The following is a 20,817-nucleotide window of genomic DNA, read 5'->3' on the forward strand; positions in this document are numbered from 1 at the left end:
GGAGAAATACCTAAGGCCAGAAAGTTGTTTATTCTTTCTGAACTTAGGTATTTTATTTGTTATCATATACATAAAAATAAAAATAAATAATTTTTTACAAAAGTGATAGAAAATGAGAATGAAATACCAATAGTAAGTAAAAGCGGCATAATAGCCGCTTTTTATCGTTTTATTTAGTATTTGATTTGAAATATTTTCCTTATGAAAGAAAGATTATTGCTAATTGTAAACTGTCAATAAAGTTATTTAAGTTTTGATATGGAATACCCCGCCGGAAAATACAGCAATAATTTCGTTTGAACATATCTGTTATTGCACGATCTAAAGCATCTTCTATAACAAGTTCAAACTTTCAATAAGAAGATAACCCCCTGTACAACTTAAAAGAATGTACGTAAATATTTTAAAAATCCGTTGATTAAGCCATTTAAAAATAATTTGACCTATAAACAAGCCTAAAAATACAATTGGAATGGCATAAAAACTTGATTCCCAAATGGTTTTGTTTGTGCCAGTAAAGAGTATTTGAGTTACTAGACTAATGAAATATATAAACAGATAAAAAGCTAATGTAGTTGCTCTTAACTTCTCTTTTTCAGTATTAGTTCCTGTAAAATAAAGTAACAGGGGTGGACCTGGCATACCGATACTTGTCGTTAAAAGACCAGATAATCCGCCAACTATGAAATCTCTAGATTGTGTTGATCTAACCTTAACGTTGCATATTAGCAACAATGTTAATAGTAAGAGTAGGATGCTAACTGCTAATTTAAAAGTGTTTATGTTAACGGAAATGAAAATTAAAATGCCAAAAGGAACACCAACTATACTTCCAAAAATAAACCTTTTCAGTAGAACAAAATCAACGTCCATTCTTATTTTCCAAATGAGTGAAATGGAGATAATTAAAGATAAAATAATGTTTATTTGTATAGCTTCTTGTGGTAGAAATAACATAAGTAAGAAAGGGGTTGCCATTATGGAAAAGCCAAAACCTGTACTTGCTTGCAGAATAGAAGCCACTAATATAATACATATGAAAAAGAATGTGATATCCAAAACAGCCCTCCTATTTAATCAAGTTTAACTAGTTAAAGTCTATTATTTAAGTGCAATGTTTCACAAACTTATTTGTATTTTAACATAAATATCTAGTTTTTTCTCAAATAGTGTTGCCATATAAGGCTCTTTAACTAAAAAATCTGACTTGTATTTTTAAACAATTTTATTATGGGGAAACAAATAATGAATGGGATCAAAATGTATTGATTATCATTAAATTATTCACTGAGATCCCCGCGATAAAACAAGAACAGCCATATAAAACTTACAAAAATACAGCATGTAGCTAATAAACAGCCAATCATTTGAGGAGAAAGAATTTCTAACAGCCCTCCTGTAAAAAACATCGATAACTGAATAAGAGATCCGTAAATGGAATAATGGAATGAAAAAACTTTACCTGTCATATTTTCGTGTGTGTAAGTTTGAAGTAATGTCGTATCAAGTGGAACGATGATTCCTCCTGCTATGCGCATACAGAATAAAGTAATGATACCGATAATAAGTTGATCGGATAGAATGAATCCGAGAAAGAAAATTCCTTGTAATAAGTAGGCCCAACCGAATACTTTTTTCATTTTTTCTTTATTATGGGATATATAAAGATTAACGAGAAGGCTTCCTATCATAAGCCCAGCCCCTTGAACCGTATATAAAATCCCAATGTTCGTATGGAAAATTTTTTCGGCATAGATCGTTAGAAGTAGTTGATAAGCACCTCCAATAATCCCCCATGAAATGCCGACAAGAATTAATGTTAAAATGATTTTTGTTTGTAATATGTATGTATAACCACCTTTTATATCAGTGAAAAATGCTTTGTTCTTGTTACAAGTATCATGAGCAGGAATACTCATGTTATAAATAAAATAGGCTGAAATAAAGTATGATAGGCTATTTACTAAAAAAGCGAACTCAATATGTAAAGATTGTGCAATTACTCCGCCCAAAGAAGCCCCCATAATAGACATAAAACCATTAATTGTACTAGAAAGAGAGTTAGCAGTTACGAAATGATTTTGGTGTACGATATTTTTTAGGGTTGCTTGTTTAGCCGGTTCAAATAAACAAGAAAGTACAGATAAACATATATTAGCAATGAAAATAATCTCAATTTTATAGCCTGCGAGTAAGTATGTAAGGACTAGAATTCCCCGTGTAATATCGGTAAAAATCATAATATTCTTTTTAGAGAAACGATCTACAATTCCGCCTATGAATGGACTAAGAAGAAGCTGTGGTAAACTTTTACTTATAAAAGTAAGTGCGATCATAAACGGCGATTCCGTTATGCTGTAGACAAATGTTAATAAAGCTACCGTATGGAACCAATCCCCAAGTACACTTAATGTTTGCCCATAAAATAGTTTATTGAAGTTTTTATTTGTTTTAAGAAGTGTGGAATAAGAAACTGACATAAATAGATTAATCCTTATGTAATGACGATGTTTGAATTTGTTCTTTCCACTCACTTAAATACACTTTTTCCGCTGTGGGAAGTCCAACAGGTAATTGTGCAATCAATTCTAAACTATTTCCATCAGGGTCGTTAAAGTATACGGCTGCATGTGCTAATTCCGGAAAAACAATCGGTTCAATTGGTTCCATTCCAAAGTCTTTTCGTGTTGAAATTCCTTTTTGATTTAGCCAATGAATCGCATTTTCTAAATCATGTAAACTTACTTGAAAGGCGATATGTCGTAAAGAGGGGTGATAATTCACTTTGTATTCTGTGCCTTCCCAAAGGCCGAGCCAACTCTCATTTTCTTTAATCCAAAAGAAAGCAATATTATCTCCTCTTTTATATAATTTTAGCCCTAGTGATTCATAAAAAGGTATTGATACTTTTAAGTTGCGGACAGGTAAATGTGCTTCGTAAAGACCTCTAATCATTGTAATCCCCCTTAGTAAAAATGTTTCTTATTCCATAGTAAACAATATGTTGCTAGTTGAAATCGCAAATAAGAGGGATATAAATTCATACGAAAGTATGAAAAAAAACAGCTCATATTTGAGCTGTTTTTCTATAGTTTTTAGTTCATTTTTCAAGGATAGGATATATTAATATCCGTATCCGCCGCCACCCCAACAGCTACATCCGATGATGATTAGAAGGATGAATAGTACGATAAGCAAAGCAAATCCACCGCCGAAACCAGCGCAACTTCCACCATAACTCATATGTTTTCCTCCTTTTTAGTAAGTTAATCTATATGGTTCATGGACTACTATATACAGTATGTTTTTTGTATAGAAAACGAGCCAGTCTCATTTATAATTAGACAAATGCCTGTAGATTCATTAGGATTGCATGTTAGTGATTTGTAAATAAACCTTTACGTAATTCATAATTTAGGCATAAAAAATAAAAAATTGTAAAAAAAACCATTTTCTTATTTTTTTATGAGAGAATATGTACTATAATTTTACAAGTAATATTATGGGAAAAGGGAGTTTTAGTATAGAGATGGAGATGGGACAATTAAAAAATAAAATAGAAAACAAAAAGAAAGAGTTAATTCAACTTGTTGCGAGACACGGATTGGATCATGATAAAGTTTTGTTATTTAGTCGTGATTTAGATATACTTATTAATAAGTTTATGAACATAAAAGACAAAGTGCATAAATAAAAAATTTATAGTTTTTTATATTAAGATGTTTCACAGAAAGGAGAGGACAGTAATTGGAACATTTACAGGAAGAATTGTATAAACAAATAAAAGAAGAAAAAGGTACAGTTACAATTTTCTTAAAGAGTGGCGTTAGAATAGTAGGAGAAGTTGTTGGAGTGGATAAATTTACAGTTTTAATCTTAGTGGATGGAAAACAACAGCTTATTTATAAGCAGGCTATATCAACAATAATGAAATAAGACACTCTTGTTGAGTGTCTTATTTCATTATTGCTTGCATGCCTCAACATCAATGCCGGCAGCAATTAACTTCTTTTCTCCATCTTGTTCAATAATTTTTTGTAATTTAGATAGGAAAGAATCAAAGTTTGTATGCTTTGCTACTTGGAATGTCATTTTATGTTCAATTGGTAGCCACGTATCAATATCAGCTTCGTTATGTTGGATTTTCACCTCAAGTTTATCGAGTGCATTAGCAACTTTTGCTTCGTACGTTTTTTTCGCTTCAAACTCCATCCATAAGTCATATAATTCCTCGCCGAGAGAACCTGTTAACGTTTGTTTAATATTTAAAATAGCCTCCAGTTCATTTTTTTGTTTTTGTAGCTGTAATTCGTGACTATTCATTGTATCAAAAGCAGGAATATCACCAGCTTCGGCTTCGACTAGGTCGTGAATAATAACCATTTTAAGTAATTTCTCAATACTTACTTTTTGATCCAAATAAGGTTCAACTAAAATGGCCATTAGAGACATCCGCCATGTATGTTCGGCAACACTTTCTTGACGTCCGTTGGAAAGCCAGCTATGTCGCATTTCATATTTTAGTTTTTCTGCTAATGCAATGACTTGTAAAATGTTGTGTTCCATCGTGATCCTCCTCATTTATTCATACCATAATTCTAATATAGAAATGAAATGTGTCAATTTCATGAGTATATTGCGATAAACAGATGATAAGCGTATAATACATGTTATATGTGAAAACGTATTATTAAAATAAAAAAATGTTATATAAAAATGGAAAGGAAAGGGCAGAAATATGGGAGAGAAAAATCAAGTATTAGCTAGACCACAAAGAAGAAAAAGGAAGTTTGATATTTCTAGCCCAGTGGGCATTATAGTAGGTTTTATTATAGTGATAGCGGCAATTATGCTTGGCGGCGGTGGAATAAAAGCTTTCAAAAACTTTTTAGATGTTTCATCTATTTTAATTGTCATAGGGGGAACAACAGCGACAATTGTTGTGGCATATCGATTTGGAGAAATAAAAAAATATACGAAAAGCATTTTTACTGTTTTACATAGAAGAGAAGAAGATTTAGAACAGTTAACGGATTTGTTTGTCGATTTTTCGAAAAAGTCTAAAAAGCACGGCTTGCTTTCTTTAGAGGTAGATGGAGAGCAAGTGGATAATCCTTTTATTCAAAAAGGAATTCGATTAATGTTAAGCGGTTACGATGAAGATGAATTAAAAGAAGTGTTATTGAAAGATATTGAAACGGAAGTGTATGAGTTAAGAAAAGGAGCAGCATTATTAGATAAAATTGGTGATTTTGCTCCAGCTTGGGGCATGATAGGGACTTTAATTGGTCTTATCATTATGCTCCAAAACTTACAAGATACATCGCAAATTGGTACAGGGATGGCAGTTGCGATGTTAACGACATTATATGGGTCTGTACTTGCGAATATGATTGCAATCCCTCTTGCGGAAAAAGTATATCGTGGTATTGAAGATTTATATACAGAGAAGAAGTTTGTAATAGAAGCAATTTCAGAATTGTATCGTGGACAAATCCCTTCTAAATTAAAGTTGAAACTGGATACATACGTATACGAAACAAAGGTAAAAAAGGTAAAAGGAGCAGCCTAATATTTCAAGGAGTGGTATGATGAGTAAAGGACCGCAAAAGGGATCGCCTCGTTGGATGACGACTTTTACAGATTTAACGATGTTATTATTAACTTTCTTTGTATTACTAGTTGCTACATCAAAGCAAGATGCAGTAAAATTGTCAAAGATGCTTGAAAAGTTTAGTGATACGGGGCAAGTAGATGCAAAAGTAATGGAAAATACAATACCGGATATTTCACATGAAAAAAATGATGAAAAAATGATTTCAAAAAAGAGAATGGATGAATTATATAAGAAGTTAAAAGCATATGTAGATAATAATGGTATTAGTCAAGTGAATGTATATCGAGAGGATACAGGGGTAAGCGTCGTTATAGTAGATAATTTAATATTTGATACAGGCGATGCGAACGTTAAGCCCGAAGCGAAAGGGATAATAAGTCAATTAGTTGGATTTTTTCAATCCGTACCTAACCCAATTGTTGTAGAGGGACATACAGATAGTAGACCTATTCATAACGAGAAATTCCCTTCTAATTGGGAGTTATCTTCAGCACGAGCGGCAAATATGATTCACCATTTAATTGAAGTGTATAATGTGGACGATAAAAGGCTAGCTGCGGTAGGATATGCAGACACAAAGCCAATTGTACCAAATGATTCACCGCAAAACTGGGAAAAAAACCGTCGCGTTGTTATTTATATAAAAGAGTAGTATATTATTATTTTAATAATAAAATAATAAAAACACGAAAATTCTTTTAAAAAAATATTAAATTTTATCATTTTATTTTGTATAATGAGTGAGAATGATAAGGTGAAATATTAAGATATATTTATACATAGAAGGAGAGAATTAAAAAGAATGGCACATAAAATTTTAGTAGTAGACGATGCGATGTTTATGCGAACGATGATTAAAAACTTATTAAAAAGTAATGCTGAATTTGAAGTTATTGGCGAAGCAGAGAATGGGGTAGAAGCAATTCAAAAGTATAAAGAACTTCAACCTGATATTGTAACATTAGATATTACTATGCCAGAAATGGACGGGCTTGAAGCATTAAAAGAAATTATTAAAATTGATTCAAGTGCAAAGGTTGTTATTTGTTCTGCAATGGGACAACAAGGTATGGTATTAGATGCAATTAAGGGCGGGGCAAAAGACTTTATTGTAAAGCCATTCCAAGCGGATCGTGTAATTGAAGCTTTAACAAAAGTAGCAAATAGTTAATATAGAAGGGGTGCCACAAGGAATCAAAACAGTGATAGCGGATCGACGTGTGGCCCCCTTTTTTCTCATTGTAAAACACTAAATTGTTATACATAAATGAAATGTTTGTTAGACAGGTAGGGGATAAAAATGCAAACAGATCTATTAAATATATTTTTCGAAGAGTCAGAAGAACATTTACAGTCGCTAAATGAAAATGTGCTAGTGTTAGAACAAAATCCTGCTGATATGGATGTTGTAGGAGAAATATTCCGATCCGCTCATACATTCAAAGGTATGTCTGCGAGCATGGAATTTACGGAAATGGCTGATTTAACGCATAAGATGGAAAATGTGTTAGATGAAATTCGTCATGGAAATATAGTTGTAAATGCGGATATTATTGATGTGATTTTTGAGTGCATTGATAATTTGGAGAAGATGGTTGCAGATGTGCAACAAGGTGGAATGGGCAATATTGATGTAGCCTCAACTAAACAGAAATTAGAAGCATTATTGAACGGCAATGTAGAAACTCCTACGGAACATATAGAGCAAAATCATATAGACACCGATGATGCAGTTTCGCATGAAGTGCATATAACAGTTGAACAGCAAGCAATTTTAAAAGCGGTACGTGCTATTATGTGTATTGAAGCATTGCAAAATGTAGGGAATATACAAAAAACAGCTCCGAGTATTGAAGAAATTGAAGCAGATGCTTTCGGATTTGAATTTACAGTATTTATGGATACTGATTGTAGTATAGAAGAATTGAAACAAGTAGTACTTCATGTTTCTGAAATTGAGAAAGTGGAAGTAAAGCAAGGAGAACCTATATCGAAGGAAGTAGCTTCTAAAAAAGTCGTTACACAAGAAGTTGTGCAAATAGAAGAAAAGCTACAACCAGCTGTGGCTACGCAGGTAGAATCACCAATAGAGGCAACGAATCGACCTTCAAGTGCTATGCCAGCTAAAAGTACTACAAAAACGAAAAATGCTAAAGTGGAGAATCGTTCAATTCGTGTTCAATTAGAGAAAATCGAAAGATTAATGAATATGTTTGAAGAAAGTGTAATTGAACGTGGGCGCATTGATGAATTGGCTCAAACGATTCAAAACAAGGAGCTAATTGAACATTTAAATCGATTAGGCGATATTTCAAAAGATATTCAAAATGTACTATTAAATATGCGTATGGTGCCGATTGAAACTGTGTTCAATCGTTTCCCGCGTATGGTACGTATGTTAGCGAAAGATTTAGGGAAAAAAATCGATTTACAAATTACAGGTGAAGATACTGAAGTAGATAAAATTGTTATTGATGAAATCGGTGATCCGCTCGTTCATTTAATTCGAAATGCAATCGATCACGGTGTTGAAACTGTTGAAAAACGACGTGATGCAGGTAAAAATGAGACAGGTACGATTAAATTAGAAGCCTTTCATAGTGGAAATCATGTCGTTATTCAAATTACGGATGATGGAAACGGTATTAATAAAGGGAAAGTATTAGAAAAAGCGATTAAAAATGGCGTTGTAACTGAAGCGGATGCGAATAGATTAACAGATCGTGAAGTGTTTGATCTTATTTTTCAACCAGGATTTAGTACAGCTGAAGTTGTATCAGATCTTTCTGGACGCGGTGTCGGATTAGATGTTGTAAAACATACGATTCATAGTTTAGGTGGACATTTAATTATTGATTCTGAGGAAGGAAAGGGAAGTACATTTAGAATTGAACTTCCATTAACGTTGTCTATTATTCAATCTATGCTTGTTCAAACGAATGATAAGCGTTATGCTTTACCTCTTGGAAATATCGTTGAAGCAATTCGAATTAAGAGAGAAGACATCCAATCCTTACAAGGAAAAGATGTGTTAAATTATCGTAATCAAATTATTGAAGTGAAACATTTAAGTACTGTATTTGGTGAAAAAACAGTAGATGAGGCGTTTGCGTCATATGATGGTCAAATGGTTCCTGTGTTAATTGTTCGTAACACACATCGCAGCTATGGACTTATTGTAAACACAATTATCGGTCAAAGAGAAATAGTCTTAAAGTCATTAGGTGACTTCTTTGCAGAGAGTTCTAACTATTTCTCTGGTGCGACGATTCTCGGTGATGGACGAGTGGTCCTCATTTTAAACCCAGAAGGTTTATAATAGGAATGAAGGAAAGCTCCCCACTTGTATACAATTGGGGAGCTTTTTGGCTAATCGTTACGAATCTAATAATGGGATACATAGTAACGTTTTATACTAATGAGTTTGCTAAAATAAAATAAGAGTTTATATTATTTGATAGAAAAACAGAAATGAGGAGGCAGGGAAAATGCCTGAGCAACACACAAAAGGGGATACGAGCACGAGTGTGCTAGAAAAAGAAAATGAGCATTTAACGCCCCAAGAATGCGATATTCTTGGCGAAATTGCAAATATATCATTTGGTTCAGCTTCGACTGTATTATCAACAATTTTAAATAGGCAAGTAAGCATTACTGCTCCTCGTATAGAGTTGGTAGATTTATATGATTCAAGAGATGTCGAAGTTCCGCATGTTGTATTAAACATTCATTTTACCAAAGGATTAGATATGGAAAACCTCCTTGTCCTTAAGCAAGATGTTGCATTGTCCATTGCTGATTTAATGATGATGGGAACAGGTGAAGTGGAGGACGGAAAAGAACTTGGTGAATTAGAGCTAAGTGCTGTACAAGAAGCGATGAATCAAATGATGGGATTCGCAGCTACATCTATGTCGGAATTCTTCCAAGATACAGTAGATATGTCTCCGCCGACGATTAAAGTTGTAAAGTTATCAGAAGAAATGGAGAAAATCTCTGAAATCGATGGGAATCATACGATTGTTAAAGTATCGTTTGATTTAAAGATAGATAATCTTGTAAACTCTAAACTTGTACAAATTGTTTCAGTTGAGCATGCGAAACAAATGGTAAATAAATTAATGCAATTATCTGGTGGAGTAGAAGAAACAGACGAACCAGCAGAAGTAGTGGAAACTGAGATTGTAGAAGAACAAGTTGAAAAAGAGCATTTAACACAAGAAGAGAAAGATGTTCTTGGTGAAATTGCAAATATTTCAATTGGTTCCGCTTCAACAGTATTATCAACGCTTTTAAATCAGCCAGTTACAATTAGTACACCAAATGTGGAAGCAATCAATGTTCGTCATTATGATGGAGTACCAGTACCATTTGTTATTTTAAATGTCGACTTTGTTGAAGGGCTAAAGAATGAGAATGTATTCGTATTTACGAAAGATGTTGCCTTAACAATGGTAGATTTAATGATGATGGGAACAGGGGAAGTTGATCCAGAAAAAGAGCTTACTGAATTAGAACTGAGCGGTATTAAAGAAATTATGAACCAAATGATGGGTCATGCTGCTACGGCGATGTCAGAAATGTTTCAAGAAAAAATGGACATGACGCCGCCAAATGTTAAATTTGTAACGTTAAAAGAAGAAATGGAATATTTGGGAGAGTCAATGGAAGTGGACGAACTCGTTCAAATTACGTTCAATCTTGAAATTGGCGATTTGCTTCAATCGAAGATGTATCAAATTTTGCCAATTTCCGAAGCAAAAGAAATGGTAAGGCGACTTCTGTATCCGATGGTGGAAGAAGAAGAGATTGCCACAGAAGAAATTGAAGAAGAAAAAATTGTAGAACCAGTTGTGCAACCTATTGAATTTAAAGAAGTAAAACAAATGGAACCAGTATATATGGACACGTCCATTCTACAAAATGTAGAAATGAACGTGAAATTTGTATTTGGAAGTACAGTGAAAACGATTCAAGATATATTAAGTTTACAAGAAAATGAAGCAGTTGTACTAGATGAGGATATTGATGAACCGATTCGTATTTATGTAAATGATGTATTAGTGGCGTATGGTGAACTTGTAAATGTAGATGGATTTTTTGGAGTAAAAGTGACGAAATCACTATAAGGCATTGAAATAGGAGTTTGAACTAGTAGATGAAAAACGTAAAGTTTTTTCTAATGAGTTGGCTATGCATACATGTGTGCTTGTTCTTCCCCTTGCAAAGTCAGGCTGAGGAACAAATTGAGTCAGATCAAAAAATAAATGAAGTGAATGTACAAGAAGAAAATAAGGAATCTCAAGAATCGTCAGAACAAGTGGAAACGAAGCAAGATGAAGAGAAACAAAAAGAAGCAGAGCAACAAGAAGTAGCAAATAAACAATTGAATGAAAGAAAGATAGAAACGGAACAGGGAATTATTACAGTAAATAAGCCGGAGCTTAAAGTTGGCGAAGAAGTGCGAATTGCTGTAGAACCAAATGGGAAAAACATTCAAAGTATGAAAGGTATATTGCAGTTACAAAAAAATGGCGAGCAATATGCGCAAGAAAGAATACTATCTTTTGAGTATGATGAAGAAACGAAGAGCTGGGTTGCTAACTATAAAGCAGGGAATTTTGATTTGCAAGGTGATTGGAATCTTCAGCTCGTTCAAAGTTACAAAGAGAATGAGAAAGAAGAAATCGTAAAAAATGAAGTGAAAGTCCCGCTCATTCGTATTAAAAATGAAACGCCAACTATAGATAAAGAATTGCCAAAGTTACAGAAAGTTACTATTGATGAAGTAAAAGAGAACTTAGTTGAACGAAAACAGGGAGATTCTATACATATACGAGTAAAAGCGTCAGATATAGAATCGGTTGTAAAAGAAGTGCGCGTTACATTAAAAGGGAAAGAAAATAAAGAGCTTTCGTTTTTATTAGACTACAACAAGCATGATATGGATTGGCAAAAAGTATTTGAAATAACAGAAGCATTGCCGGCTGGGCCATACGAATTACTTGTAGAGATAATAGATGCAGCAGGTAATAAACTTGTTGAAGAAAGTGAATATACCATTTCTGTTTTGGCGCCAAAAAACGAAGATGATAAAAAGATAGAAGAGAAAGAGAAAGAAGAGAAATTAGATAATAAACTAGAAAATGAATTAGAAGATAAGAAAGAAAATGAGAAGCAAGAAGATTTGAAAGTCAAAAACCCGCTTCTAGAAGAAAAATTGCCGGTTGTTCAAATTCCGAAGCAAGATGAGAAAGTAAATAAGTTTATAAAAGAACCGTTGAAAGAGAAAGAGAAATTTACTTACGTTATAAAAGAGCCGTTCGAAGACAACAAGGAAGTACATAAGGCGAAGGACCAAAAAGAGAAAAATAACAAACAAGTTGTCTCTAAAAAGAAAGAACAAAAAGAAGAAACGAAAGACAAGGAAGAAGAAAAAGGTGAACAGGGAGTACAAGCTTCGGATGTATTTACTATCATGTCAGGTTTGTTCGTACTGTTTTTAGTTTTAAAGAGTAATAAAGAATGGGGCTAATTATTTCATAGTAGTGGAGGCGCTTAAATGGAGATTAAACGTACGACAATTGAAGATAAGACGCTACAACCATTAAAACAGCCTGCAGCTATTTCGGAACATGAAATCCAGAAAGAACGAAAGCGTAGCAATTTAGTGTTTACTGGACAGTCTAAAATTATTTCGAAAAATAATGAAATAGGTATTTTACTTGCAAGTTTAAGTGATGGAAAGATTATGAAGGAAATACTTTCTAAAGAGATGGATACAGTGTTACAACTTTTTAAAAAGTTACATACGTTATCTCAAGAAGGAAAGCAATCAGAAAAAGTGTTTGAACAAGTAATTAGAAGCCTACAAGGACTTATTAAGCAGGCGCACATAAAAGAACTTCCTTTGTTAGATGGAACATATGATTTCGCTGAAGTGCAACTATCATTTGGTAGAAAAGTACATATTCCTTTACTAGATGTAAGTGCACTCATCTCTAGAGTGGAAAGTGATTCTTCAGAAGGAAATATAAATTTGATGGTAACGGTAATTACTGCTTATATAACGAAATTGTCTAACGAAACGATTTTAATTAGCGTTACAGACCGCATTGCTAAAGATCGGGATGTAAGTGTATGGAGAGCGCTTGCGGAAATGAACATGACACAATTGTCACAGGCGTTGAAACAAACGATGCAAGAACATAAATGGTCTATGACGTTTCTTTTTCTCTTCATATGGATTGTCGGTATTATTTTAATTCGAGTTATGTAAAAAGGTCGTCACTCCATTGTGACGACCTTTTTTATATTTTTTCGTAGAAGAACGTATCAAATCGCTGAAGATTGTAACGTTCGGGTGTTAAAATTTGTTCTGTACTACCAACAAATAGTACACCGCCTTTTCGTAAAGAACGACTAAATTTTTCGTAAAGTTTTACTCTTGCTTCTTCGGTAAAATAAATCATTACGTTGCGACAAATAATCAAATCATAATTTGTATCGAATGACTGCATTAAAAGGTCATGTTGTTTAAACGAGACGTTTTGTTTAATGTTTTGATGCAATGAATATAGACCATTCTCTTTTGTGAAATGACGTTCTTTCAAATCAGTAGGTAATTCCTTTAACGAACGTTCTGTATATTGAGCGCGTTTTGCGGTTTCTAAAATATGAAAATCAAGATCTGTTGCTTGAATTTCAAAACGGAATGGAGCTAGATGCTTTGATAAAATTAAAGAGAGTGTATATGGTTCTTCACCAGCAGCGCAAGCGGCACTCCATACCTTTAATTTCCCGCTATTTTGTTCGAGTAATTTTGGTAGTGCTTTCGACTCTAAAGTTTGCCATCGTTCTTTATTTCTAAAAAACTCTGAAACGTTAATTGTAATATAGTCAATAAAATTTAAAAATAAATTTTGATCAGCGCGTAATTTGTTTAAAAAATTAGTGTAGTTTTCGAAGCCTTTTCTCGAAATGAAAGCATCGATTCTACGGCGCATTCTATCTTGTTTATATGAAGCGATGTCCATATTGAATTGTTGTTTAAAACTCGCGATAAAATGATCATAATCTTGTTCAATTATCATATTTACAATGGGCACAATAATGGTATTGTGCCTCCCCCTTTACATCATACGAATTTTTTGTTCAAAGCTTTTTTTCATTTGCTTTTCATGTAATCCTGGTAAATCATAAATGACAGCATCAATACCTGCTTCTTTTGCAACATCGACAGGGATGACAGATGTATGTTTGTCACCATTATAAAAACAGAGAACTAAATCAGTGTCTTCAATAATTTGTTTAACAAAAAACATATAATCTGATCGGTAAATGGAGTCAGAAGGATGATCAAAAGCAACATATTCGGCTCCGTGTTTTTTTAAGTAATCAACGACTTCTTGAAATTCATCTGTAATTGCTTGCAATGGTTGCAGCGTGTAAAGGCATAAATTTTGAGCGAGTCTTTCATTCTCAACGAAAAAACGAAGAACCTCATTTTCAATAGATTTATAACATAATATGTAAATTTTATGTTTGTGAGCATAGTCAGTTAAAAATTTTTTAATTTCTTCTTGATCTAATGCTGTTAATTGATTTGAACCACAAAGGAAAATATTCATAGAATTGTGCCACCTCATGCTAAATTGTAACATATCTTTTATAAAAAATAACTGCAAAATATTACTGTTCAGAGTATAATTATAAATAACTGGATTTTACGATTAAGTTTAGGAAGAAATAAAAAAATAAATAGGTGATATATATGCTACGTTCTATCTCGCATAATCCAATTTTATCGCATATACCGCCTGCTACTCAAATGCCGAAAGAAGCAAATGTCAGAACAGGACTTGCATTTTCGGATAATTTGCATGCAGATCCGAAAAAAGATAAATTACTAGAACAAATGGAAGCTTTTGTCGATAATATTGGAGAAATTAAAGAGAAAATTGAAATGGAATTAACGCTTGATAATGTAATGGAATACAAAAATACAGTAAAATCATTTTTGAATTTTTACGTGGATAATGTATTGCAGTATAAAGATGTCATGTCTCGTCACCCGCGTTACGGATATTCACAGAAAATGACGATTGTGAAACAGGCAGAAATGGGATTGAATGAATTAGAAGATGTTATGAATTTAATTAATACGAAAACAGGACATTTAGAAATGTTAAATCAAATTGGAGAAATCCATGGTTTAATTGTGAATTTAGTCTTGTAAAAGGAAGGAAGCTATATGTACATACAATTATATGAAAAACTCGTTATTATTCAAAAAGCGTATGAAAATATTCAAGCGCTTGGAGAGCAAATATATGAGAATTTAAAAAATAAAAATGTAAATGCAGTTCAAAAATTGCAAGTAGAGCAATTGCAGTACATTGATGGTTTAAAAGGGTTATCAAGCTCATTAGAAGAAATGGTTGTTCAGTTCTGTAAAGAACAAGGAGTTGAAGCGTTTCGTGTAAGTGCGTTATTTTCGTATTTTTCTCAAGAAGAAATTGAAAAAATGGAAGAATTACAAAAAAACGTAACTGAATTAGAAGAGAATGTAAAAATGCTTCTTTTGAAAAATCAATATTACTTAAACGTACTATTAAAAACTACAGAAAGTATTGTGGATTCTGTTTCTGAATATAACTTAGAGCGAAACAATAATTCGCAAATCTTTATGAACGAACTATTGTAAAGGAGAAGTGAAGCTTTATGAGATTATCTGATTATAATACACCGCTATCGGGCATGTTAGCGGCTCAAATGGGGTTACAAACAACGAAACAAAACTTGTCTAACATTCATACACCGGGTTATGTGCGTCAAATGGTGAATTACGGATCTGTTGGAGCAAGCAATGGTCATACGCCAGAACAGAGAATTGGTTACGGTGTACAAACGCTAGGTGTTGACCGTATTACTGATGAGGTAAAGACGAAGCAGTTTAATGATCAATTATCTCAGCTCTCTTACTATAACTACATGAATTCAACTTTATCACGTGTAGAGTCTATGGTTGGAACGACAGGGAAGAATTCATTATCTAGTTTAATGGACGGTTTCTTTAATGCCTTTCGTGAAGTAGCAAAAAATCCAGAGCAACCAAACTACTATGATACATTAATTTCTGAAACTGGGAAGTTCACAAGTCAAGTGAATCGTCTTGCGAAAAACTTAGATACAGTGGAAGCACAGACGGCAGAAGATATTGAAGCGCATGTTAATGAATTTAATCGTCTTGCTGCTAGTTTAGCAGAAGCGAATCATAAAATTGGACAAGCGGGTACACAAGTGCCGAATCAACTTTTAGACGAACGAGATCGCATCGTTACAGAGATGTCTAAGTATGCAAACATCGAAGTATCTTATGAATCTATGAATCCTAATATCGCAAGTGTTAGAATGAATGGTATTTTAACAGTAAATGGACAAGATACATATCCACTTCAATTAAATAAAGAAAAAGACCCAATGTCAGTTGAGATTTACGGTTCAGAAATCTCTGTAACTAGCGGAGCGATAAAATCAGCGATTGATACGAAAGCAAAGATTGTTGATTATAAAAAAAATCTCGAAGACTTAATGAATTCAGTGAAAAATCAAGTGAATACAGTGATGGGAAAAGATTTCTTCGTTGGAGATTATGCAAAAGATATGAAGTTAAATCCAGAATTCCAAAAAGATGTTTCTAAAATGAAAATGTCTGCTGAAACAGCAAATAAACTAGCAGCAGTTACAGATGGAGATTATAAAGAAGGTCTTTCTTATAAACAAGCATTAGACCAATTTATAGTTCGTGTTGCATCTGATAAAAGTGCAGTAAATGGTTATCAAAAAATTCATGGCGATTTACTAGAAGGTATTCAGCAAGAAAAAATGAGCGTTGAAGGTGTAAATATGGAAGAGGAAATGGTAAATTTAATGGCCTTCCAAAAATACTTCGTCGCAAATTCTAAAGCTATTAATACGATGAATGAAGTGTTTGATAGTCTATTTTCGATTATTCGATAAGTGATAGTAATTAATTGGAAATATATAAGGAGGAGATAGAAATGAGAGTATCTACATTTCAAAATGCAAACTGGGCAAAGAATCAGTTAATGGATTTGAATGTGCAACAACAATACCATAGAAACCAAGTAACTTCAGGGAAGAAAAATCTTCTTATGAGTGAAGACCCACTTGCAGCGAGTAAATCATTTGCGATTCAACATTCATTGGCAAATATGGAGCAAATGCAAAAAGATATAGCGGATTCGAAAAATGTATTAACACAAACTGAAAATACTTTACAAGGTGTTTTGAAATCTTTAACGAGAGCAGATCAATTAACAGTACAAGCATTAAGTGAGCAAAATGGTGAAAAAGAATTGAAAGCAATCGGTGCAGAGATTGATCAAATTTTAAAACAAGTTGTATATTTAGCGAATACGAAAGAGCAAGGCCGTTATATTTTCGGTGGTGATAGTGCAGAGAAGCCACCATTTACAGAAGATGGTACATACCAGGGCGGAAAAAATGATGTGAACTGGCAGCTAAATGACGGTTATGAATTCAAAGCGTTCCGTAACGGAGAAGCGTTATTATCACCGGTAATAAAAACATTAAAACAGATGAGCGAAGCGATGCAAAATGGTGACCAAAAAGCGTTACAACCGTTATTAGGAGAAAATAAGAAAAACTTAGATGGCATCATTAACCGTACAACTGAAGTTGGTTCAACAATGAACACGATGGAGACGTTTAAAACAATTTTAAGCGAGCAAAACTTAGCGCTTCAAGAAAACCGTAAAGAAATTGAGGATGTCGATTTAGCGGTCGCGATTTCTGACTTGGCATATATAAATGCAACGTATGAAGCGACGCTTAAAGCGGTTAGTACGATGAGTAAAACGAGTATTTTAGACTACATGTAATCTATAAGGAGTGAGAAAAATGGCAGGAACAACGATGACAGGTATTGGTGGTAGACAACAAATTTGGAACCTCGGAAATAATATGATCGATACTTCTAACCTAGTAGAATTAGAGATGCAAGCGTTAGATATGAGAAAAACACCGTATACTACTGAGAAGCAAAAACTTACGCAAGATAAACAAGTATATGCAAGTTTAAAGACACAATTTACTCCTTTTACTCAAGTGTTTAAAGATTTAGCAGCTTTTAAAGGGAATGAGAAAAAAGTAACAACAACACAAGACGGCTACATTAATGTGAAAGCTGATGGTGGGGCGATTGCAGGAACTTTTAATATGACTATTACACAGCTTGCGCAGCGTCATCAAATAGCTTCAAATGACATTAAAGATATAAATGCGAAGCTTCCTAAAGATGAAACATTAAAACTAGGCGGTAAAGAACTAAAAGTAACAACTGATATGACATATAAAGATTTAATTAATAAGATTAATGATGGAGATTATGGCGTATCAGCTTATACACTTGGAAATAAAATTTTCATGACCTCGAAAAAAGAAGGAACAGATGGAGTAATTAAGTTTGAGGGGAACACATCTACACTATTTCAAGATATTGGTTTAGCTAATGCGGATGGCACAGCGCTTAATACAATCAATGAAGCACAAAATGCTAAATATAGTATTAATGGTATTGAAGCTGAAAGTTTTACTAATACAATTGAGGCTCTTCCGGGTGTGAAAATTGAATTGTTAAAAGTAACTGAGCCGAAAGTAGAAGGGACACCAGATGCCGGTACAACAACAGATCCAAAAACAAAAGGTGTAGAATTAAAATTTACGGTAAGTGATTCTAATGTAACAGACACAGCCAATATTATTAAAAAGATGGTAGCAGAGTATAATAAAGCAGTTTCTACAGTTGACCTTTTTGCTGGGAAAGATGGAGTTTTCCAAGGGCAGGTAATTATGCAAAGCGTACGTCAAGCGATGAACAATGTTGCAACATTTTCTCAAGATGGTAATTATTTATTCACATTCGGTATTCAATTAAAGCAAGATGGAACGATGGAAGTTAATGATGAAAAATTAACACAAGCATTAAAAGAAAAACCTGATGCAGCGAAGCAATTTTTCTTTAGTTCTAACGGTTTAGGAAAAATGATGGAAGAACCGCTTGATAAAATATTCGGTGATAAAGGTGTAGTTGGAGAACGTGTAAAAAATATTGATTCACGTGTAAGTGATTTAGATAAAAAGATTAAAGATATTGAAACGCAAAACTTGCAAAAGCAAGATGAAATTGTGAAGAAGTATCAAAAGCTAGAGAGTACATTAGCAGCGCTTGATAGCCAACTAAAAACAATTAAAGCAATGACAAAACAAAAAAGTGATGATTAATGAAAGTTGAGGAAGTGATCGTATGCAAGCATGGCAACGTTATATGCAAAATGATATTATGACGAGTAATCCGATTAAAAATACAATTTATATTTATGAAAGATGTATTGTAGAGTTTCGTAATTTAGAAGAACTTTTACATACTTTTAAACTACAAGAAGGGGACGCACTTCTTGAAAAATTAGAACGTATTTTTGAAGAACTAAAGCTTCAATTAAATCCTGAAATTACGAAAGATTTATATGATAGTCTCTATGGTTTATATGATTGGATTAGCATTCAAATTCAAACGATGAAAGTAACGCGTGAAGCGAAAGATATTGATGCAATTGTGAAAGTGTTACAAGATTTAATAGACGGTTACCGCGGAGCACTTGAAAATGAACAATGATATTTATCGGACGTTTGTCAGCTGTTTTAATGAAATCGGTGAATTGCAAGTGTCAGACAGAGAGTTTGCTGAGAAGAGTGAGATGTTAAATCGCTGGATGATGACATTGGATGAAGAAACGCGTGCGCAAGTTGCGGCAGAAGTAAGCCCGTTCATTATTAAGGCCGCTCAGCATATTCGGGATAAGCAAAAGATTTTGGAAGAAATGATTATGACAAATGATGGGCGAATGAAGGCTAATTCATTTTACGGTAAATATTAATAATAACGTTTGGAAACAGATTCCCCTTTTAAAAGGGGGTCTATTCCTTCGTTTACATAAAGAACTCCGCTGATTGAGGTTTCATTTTATGACTGTGATGAAAAAATCATAGTAATCTAAATAATAGAAAAATGGACTTTAGTTTGTAGTTTATATATTGAAATGTTCTATAGATTACTATGTGTATACAGTTTTTTTGTATTCTTTTTTATATTTTTGTATTTTTCTAAAGACAACAATGAAAAAATGGAATAAAATATGTAAGGGTACATAATAGTAAATATTTTAATAAATGCATATAAGAAAATAAATAATGAAGTGAAACTTCTATCAGTGGATCATTACGTTAGAAAAGGAAGGGTGTGGAATATGCCAGATTTAGTGAGTGATGTAAGCCATTATATGAATTATTTAGTGACGAAACGAAATACTGTTTCTAGTAATATTGCAAATGCAAATACACCTGGCTATAAAGCACAAGATGTAACATTTGCTGAGCAGATGAAAAAAAGTAGTGCATTATATAAAAACAATGCGGCTGATTTAAAGAGCAATCCAGATTTATATCAAACGAATGAAATGCACTTGCCGACAGTAAATACGAAAAATACATATGCAAAGATTCAAACAAAATCAATGCAAACGAATAAAGACGGAAATAGTGTGGATGTAACGACAGAAATGCTAGATTTAATGAAAACAAATCAGTTATACGGTATTTCAATTAACGCAATTAATACACAATATGCAATTAACCAAGCGGCACGCGGACGTTAAAAGTAGAAGGAGAGACAACGAATGTTTCAGGCAATTAATGCAAGTGGCTCAGGGCTAACGACAGCGAGAAAGTGGATGGAAGTTACTTCTAACAATATTGTAAATGCAAATACAACGGCGGCTCCGGGGACAGATTTATATGAGCGTCGTAGTGTGGTGCTAGAATCAAACAATAGTTTTGCAAGTATGTTAGATGGGTCTCCTACTAACGGAGTGAAAATAAAAAGTATTGAAGCAGACAAAACGGAAAATTTAGTGTATGATCCGACGCATCCGCACGCAAATGAAGAAGGATATGTACGTTATCCAAATATTGATGTAACTGCTGAAATGACGAATGTAATGGTTGCTCAAAAAATGTATGAAGCGAATACGAGTGTATTAAATGCAAATAAAAAAATGCTTGATAAAGATTTAGAAATCGGCCGAGGATAAGGGGGA

The 20,817-nt window shown here is 33.4% G+C and carries 25 protein-coding genes; 18 read left to right on the forward strand and 7 right to left on the reverse strand.

What is annotated here, in order from left to right:
- Positions 1–333 precede the first annotated feature (333 nt).
- The 4 genes from HMPREF2590_RS17520 to HMPREF2590_RS17535 form a co-directional block, all read right to left on the reverse strand.
- Positions 334–1,059: a sulfite exporter TauE/SafE family protein gene (locus HMPREF2590_RS17520; protein WP_003312904.1), complete on the reverse strand. Its 726-nt coding sequence runs from the start codon at positions 1,057–1,059 to the stop codon at positions 334–336.
- A 221-nt stretch (positions 1,060–1,280) separates the two neighbouring features.
- Positions 1,281–2,480 carry an MFS transporter gene (locus tag HMPREF2590_RS17525; RefSeq protein ID WP_003312903.1) on the reverse strand — a complete coding sequence of 400 codons (1,200 nt, stop codon included), beginning with the start codon at positions 2,478–2,480 and terminating at the stop codon, positions 1,281–1,283.
- A gap of 7 nt (positions 2,481–2,487) precedes the next feature.
- The gene (locus tag HMPREF2590_RS17530; RefSeq protein WP_003312902.1) at positions 2,488–2,955 is read right to left on the reverse strand and encodes a VOC family protein; all 468 of its coding nucleotides are present in this window, start codon (positions 2,953–2,955) and stop codon (positions 2,488–2,490) included.
- A gap of 168 nt (positions 2,956–3,123) precedes the next feature.
- A complete protein-coding gene (locus HMPREF2590_RS17535) occupies positions 3,124–3,243 on the reverse strand; it encodes a YjcZ family sporulation protein (RefSeq protein ID WP_000120179.1) in 120 nt (39 codons plus the stop codon).
- A 232-nt stretch (positions 3,244–3,475) separates the two neighbouring features.
- Between HMPREF2590_RS17535 and HMPREF2590_RS17540 the strand changes: the two genes are divergently transcribed.
- Positions 3,476–3,694 (forward strand): aspartyl-phosphate phosphatase Spo0E family protein, encoded by a 219-nt coding sequence (locus HMPREF2590_RS17540; protein ID WP_000291688.1) that lies wholly within the window; start codon positions 3,476–3,478, stop codon positions 3,692–3,694.
- Positions 3,695–3,747: 53 nt separating this feature from the next.
- Positions 3,748–3,936, forward strand: coding sequence for an RNA chaperone Hfq (gene hfq, locus HMPREF2590_RS17545; protein WP_000400665.1), 189 nt, complete (start codon positions 3,748–3,750; stop codon positions 3,934–3,936).
- A 27-nt stretch (positions 3,937–3,963) separates the two neighbouring features.
- On the opposite strand, the gene HMPREF2590_RS17550 is transcribed toward hfq, so the two are convergent.
- Positions 3,964–4,566: an HD domain-containing protein gene (locus tag HMPREF2590_RS17550; protein ID WP_003312897.1), complete on the reverse strand. Its 603-nt coding sequence runs from the start codon at positions 4,564–4,566 to the stop codon at positions 3,964–3,966.
- A 172-nt stretch (positions 4,567–4,738) separates the two neighbouring features.
- On the opposite strand from HMPREF2590_RS17550, the gene HMPREF2590_RS17555 reads away from it, so the two are divergent.
- The 7 genes from HMPREF2590_RS17555 (at position 4,739) to HMPREF2590_RS17585 (ending at position 12,896) form a co-directional block, all read left to right on the forward strand.
- Complete coding sequence (locus tag HMPREF2590_RS17555) at positions 4,739–5,572, forward strand: flagellar motor protein MotP (protein ID WP_000504191.1); 834 nt, start codon at positions 4,739–4,741, stop codon at positions 5,570–5,572.
- A gap of 19 nt (positions 5,573–5,591) precedes the next feature.
- Positions 5,592–6,269 carry an OmpA family protein gene (locus tag HMPREF2590_RS17560; RefSeq protein ID WP_000033627.1) on the forward strand — a complete coding sequence of 226 codons (678 nt, stop codon included), beginning with the start codon at positions 5,592–5,594 and terminating at the stop codon, positions 6,267–6,269.
- A gap of 150 nt (positions 6,270–6,419) precedes the next feature.
- Positions 6,420–6,788 carry a response regulator gene (locus HMPREF2590_RS17565; protein ID WP_000940568.1) on the forward strand — a complete coding sequence of 123 codons (369 nt, stop codon included), beginning with the start codon at positions 6,420–6,422 and terminating at the stop codon, positions 6,786–6,788.
- A 129-nt stretch (positions 6,789–6,917) separates the two neighbouring features.
- The gene (locus tag HMPREF2590_RS17570) at positions 6,918–8,936 is read left to right on the forward strand and encodes a chemotaxis protein CheA (protein WP_050821746.1); all 2,019 of its coding nucleotides are present in this window, start codon (positions 6,918–6,920) and stop codon (positions 8,934–8,936) included.
- Between the two features lie 169 nt (positions 8,937–9,105).
- Positions 9,106–10,746, forward strand: coding sequence for a flagellar motor switch protein (locus tag HMPREF2590_RS17575; RefSeq protein WP_044584274.1), 1,641 nt, complete (start codon positions 9,106–9,108; stop codon positions 10,744–10,746).
- Positions 10,747–10,775: 29 nt separating this feature from the next.
- Positions 10,776–12,152 (forward strand): hypothetical protein, encoded by a 1,377-nt coding sequence (locus HMPREF2590_RS17580; protein ID WP_044584275.1) that lies wholly within the window; start codon positions 10,776–10,778, stop codon positions 12,150–12,152.
- A 27-nt stretch (positions 12,153–12,179) separates the two neighbouring features.
- Complete coding sequence (locus HMPREF2590_RS17585; protein ID WP_000403960.1) at positions 12,180–12,896, forward strand: hypothetical protein; 717 nt, start codon at positions 12,180–12,182, stop codon at positions 12,894–12,896.
- A 31-nt stretch (positions 12,897–12,927) separates the two neighbouring features.
- Here the strand turns inward: HMPREF2590_RS17585 and HMPREF2590_RS17590 are convergent, their stop codons facing one another.
- Together HMPREF2590_RS17590 and HMPREF2590_RS17595 are read right to left on the reverse strand one after the other, a co-directional pair.
- Positions 12,928–13,710 carry a CheR family methyltransferase gene (locus tag HMPREF2590_RS17590; protein ID WP_021728666.1) on the reverse strand — a complete coding sequence of 261 codons (783 nt, stop codon included), beginning with the start codon at positions 13,708–13,710 and terminating at the stop codon, positions 12,928–12,930.
- A 39-nt stretch (positions 13,711–13,749) separates the two neighbouring features.
- Complete coding sequence (locus HMPREF2590_RS17595) at positions 13,750–14,247, reverse strand: flagellar motor switch protein FliG (RefSeq protein WP_001020110.1); 498 nt, start codon at positions 14,245–14,247, stop codon at positions 13,750–13,752.
- 143 nt (positions 14,248–14,390) lie between these two features.
- On the opposite strand from HMPREF2590_RS17595, the gene HMPREF2590_RS17600 reads away from it, so the two are divergent.
- From HMPREF2590_RS17600 to flgC, 9 genes are all read left to right on the forward strand, one after another.
- Complete coding sequence (locus HMPREF2590_RS17600) at positions 14,391–14,855, forward strand: YaaR family protein (protein WP_000946323.1); 465 nt, start codon at positions 14,391–14,393, stop codon at positions 14,853–14,855.
- A gap of 15 nt (positions 14,856–14,870) precedes the next feature.
- Positions 14,871–15,323, forward strand: a complete 453-nt coding sequence (locus tag HMPREF2590_RS17605; protein WP_000275882.1) for a hypothetical protein — start codon at positions 14,871–14,873, stop codon at positions 15,321–15,323.
- 17 nt (positions 15,324–15,340) lie between these two features.
- Positions 15,341–16,639 (forward strand): flagellar hook-associated protein FlgK, encoded by a 1,299-nt coding sequence (gene flgK / locus HMPREF2590_RS17610; RefSeq protein WP_070861480.1) that lies wholly within the window; start codon positions 15,341–15,343, stop codon positions 16,637–16,639.
- A gap of 41 nt (positions 16,640–16,680) precedes the next feature.
- Positions 16,681–17,544, forward strand: coding sequence for a flagellar hook-associated protein 3 (locus tag HMPREF2590_RS17615; protein ID WP_030024826.1), 864 nt, complete (start codon positions 16,681–16,683; stop codon positions 17,542–17,544).
- Positions 17,545–17,563: 19 nt separating this feature from the next.
- Complete coding sequence (locus HMPREF2590_RS17620; RefSeq protein WP_000929308.1) at positions 17,564–18,946, forward strand: flagellar hook-associated protein 2; 1,383 nt, start codon at positions 17,564–17,566, stop codon at positions 18,944–18,946.
- Positions 18,947–18,968: 22 nt separating this feature from the next.
- Positions 18,969–19,337 (forward strand): flagellar export chaperone FliS, encoded by a 369-nt coding sequence (locus HMPREF2590_RS17625; protein WP_001149532.1) that lies wholly within the window; start codon positions 18,969–18,971, stop codon positions 19,335–19,337.
- Positions 19,327–19,599 (forward strand): hypothetical protein, encoded by a 273-nt coding sequence (locus HMPREF2590_RS17630; RefSeq protein WP_001058088.1) that lies wholly within the window; start codon positions 19,327–19,329, stop codon positions 19,597–19,599. Before HMPREF2590_RS17625 ends, HMPREF2590_RS17630 begins: the two co-directional genes overlap by 11 nt.
- Positions 19,600–19,917: 318 nt before the next feature.
- A complete protein-coding gene (gene flgB / locus HMPREF2590_RS17635; RefSeq protein ID WP_370940957.1) occupies positions 19,918–20,376 on the forward strand; it encodes a flagellar basal body rod protein FlgB in 459 nt (152 codons plus the stop codon).
- 21 nt (positions 20,377–20,397) lie between these two features.
- Complete coding sequence (gene flgC, locus HMPREF2590_RS17640) at positions 20,398–20,811, forward strand: flagellar basal body rod protein FlgC (protein ID WP_000484686.1); 414 nt, start codon at positions 20,398–20,400, stop codon at positions 20,809–20,811.
- The last annotated feature ends 6 nt before the right edge of the window (positions 20,812–20,817 follow it).

This window comes from Bacillus sp. HMSC036E02, assembly GCF_001836235.1.
GTDB classification, from domain to species: Bacteria; Bacillota; Bacilli; order Bacillales; family Bacillaceae_G; genus Bacillus_A; species Bacillus_A cereus.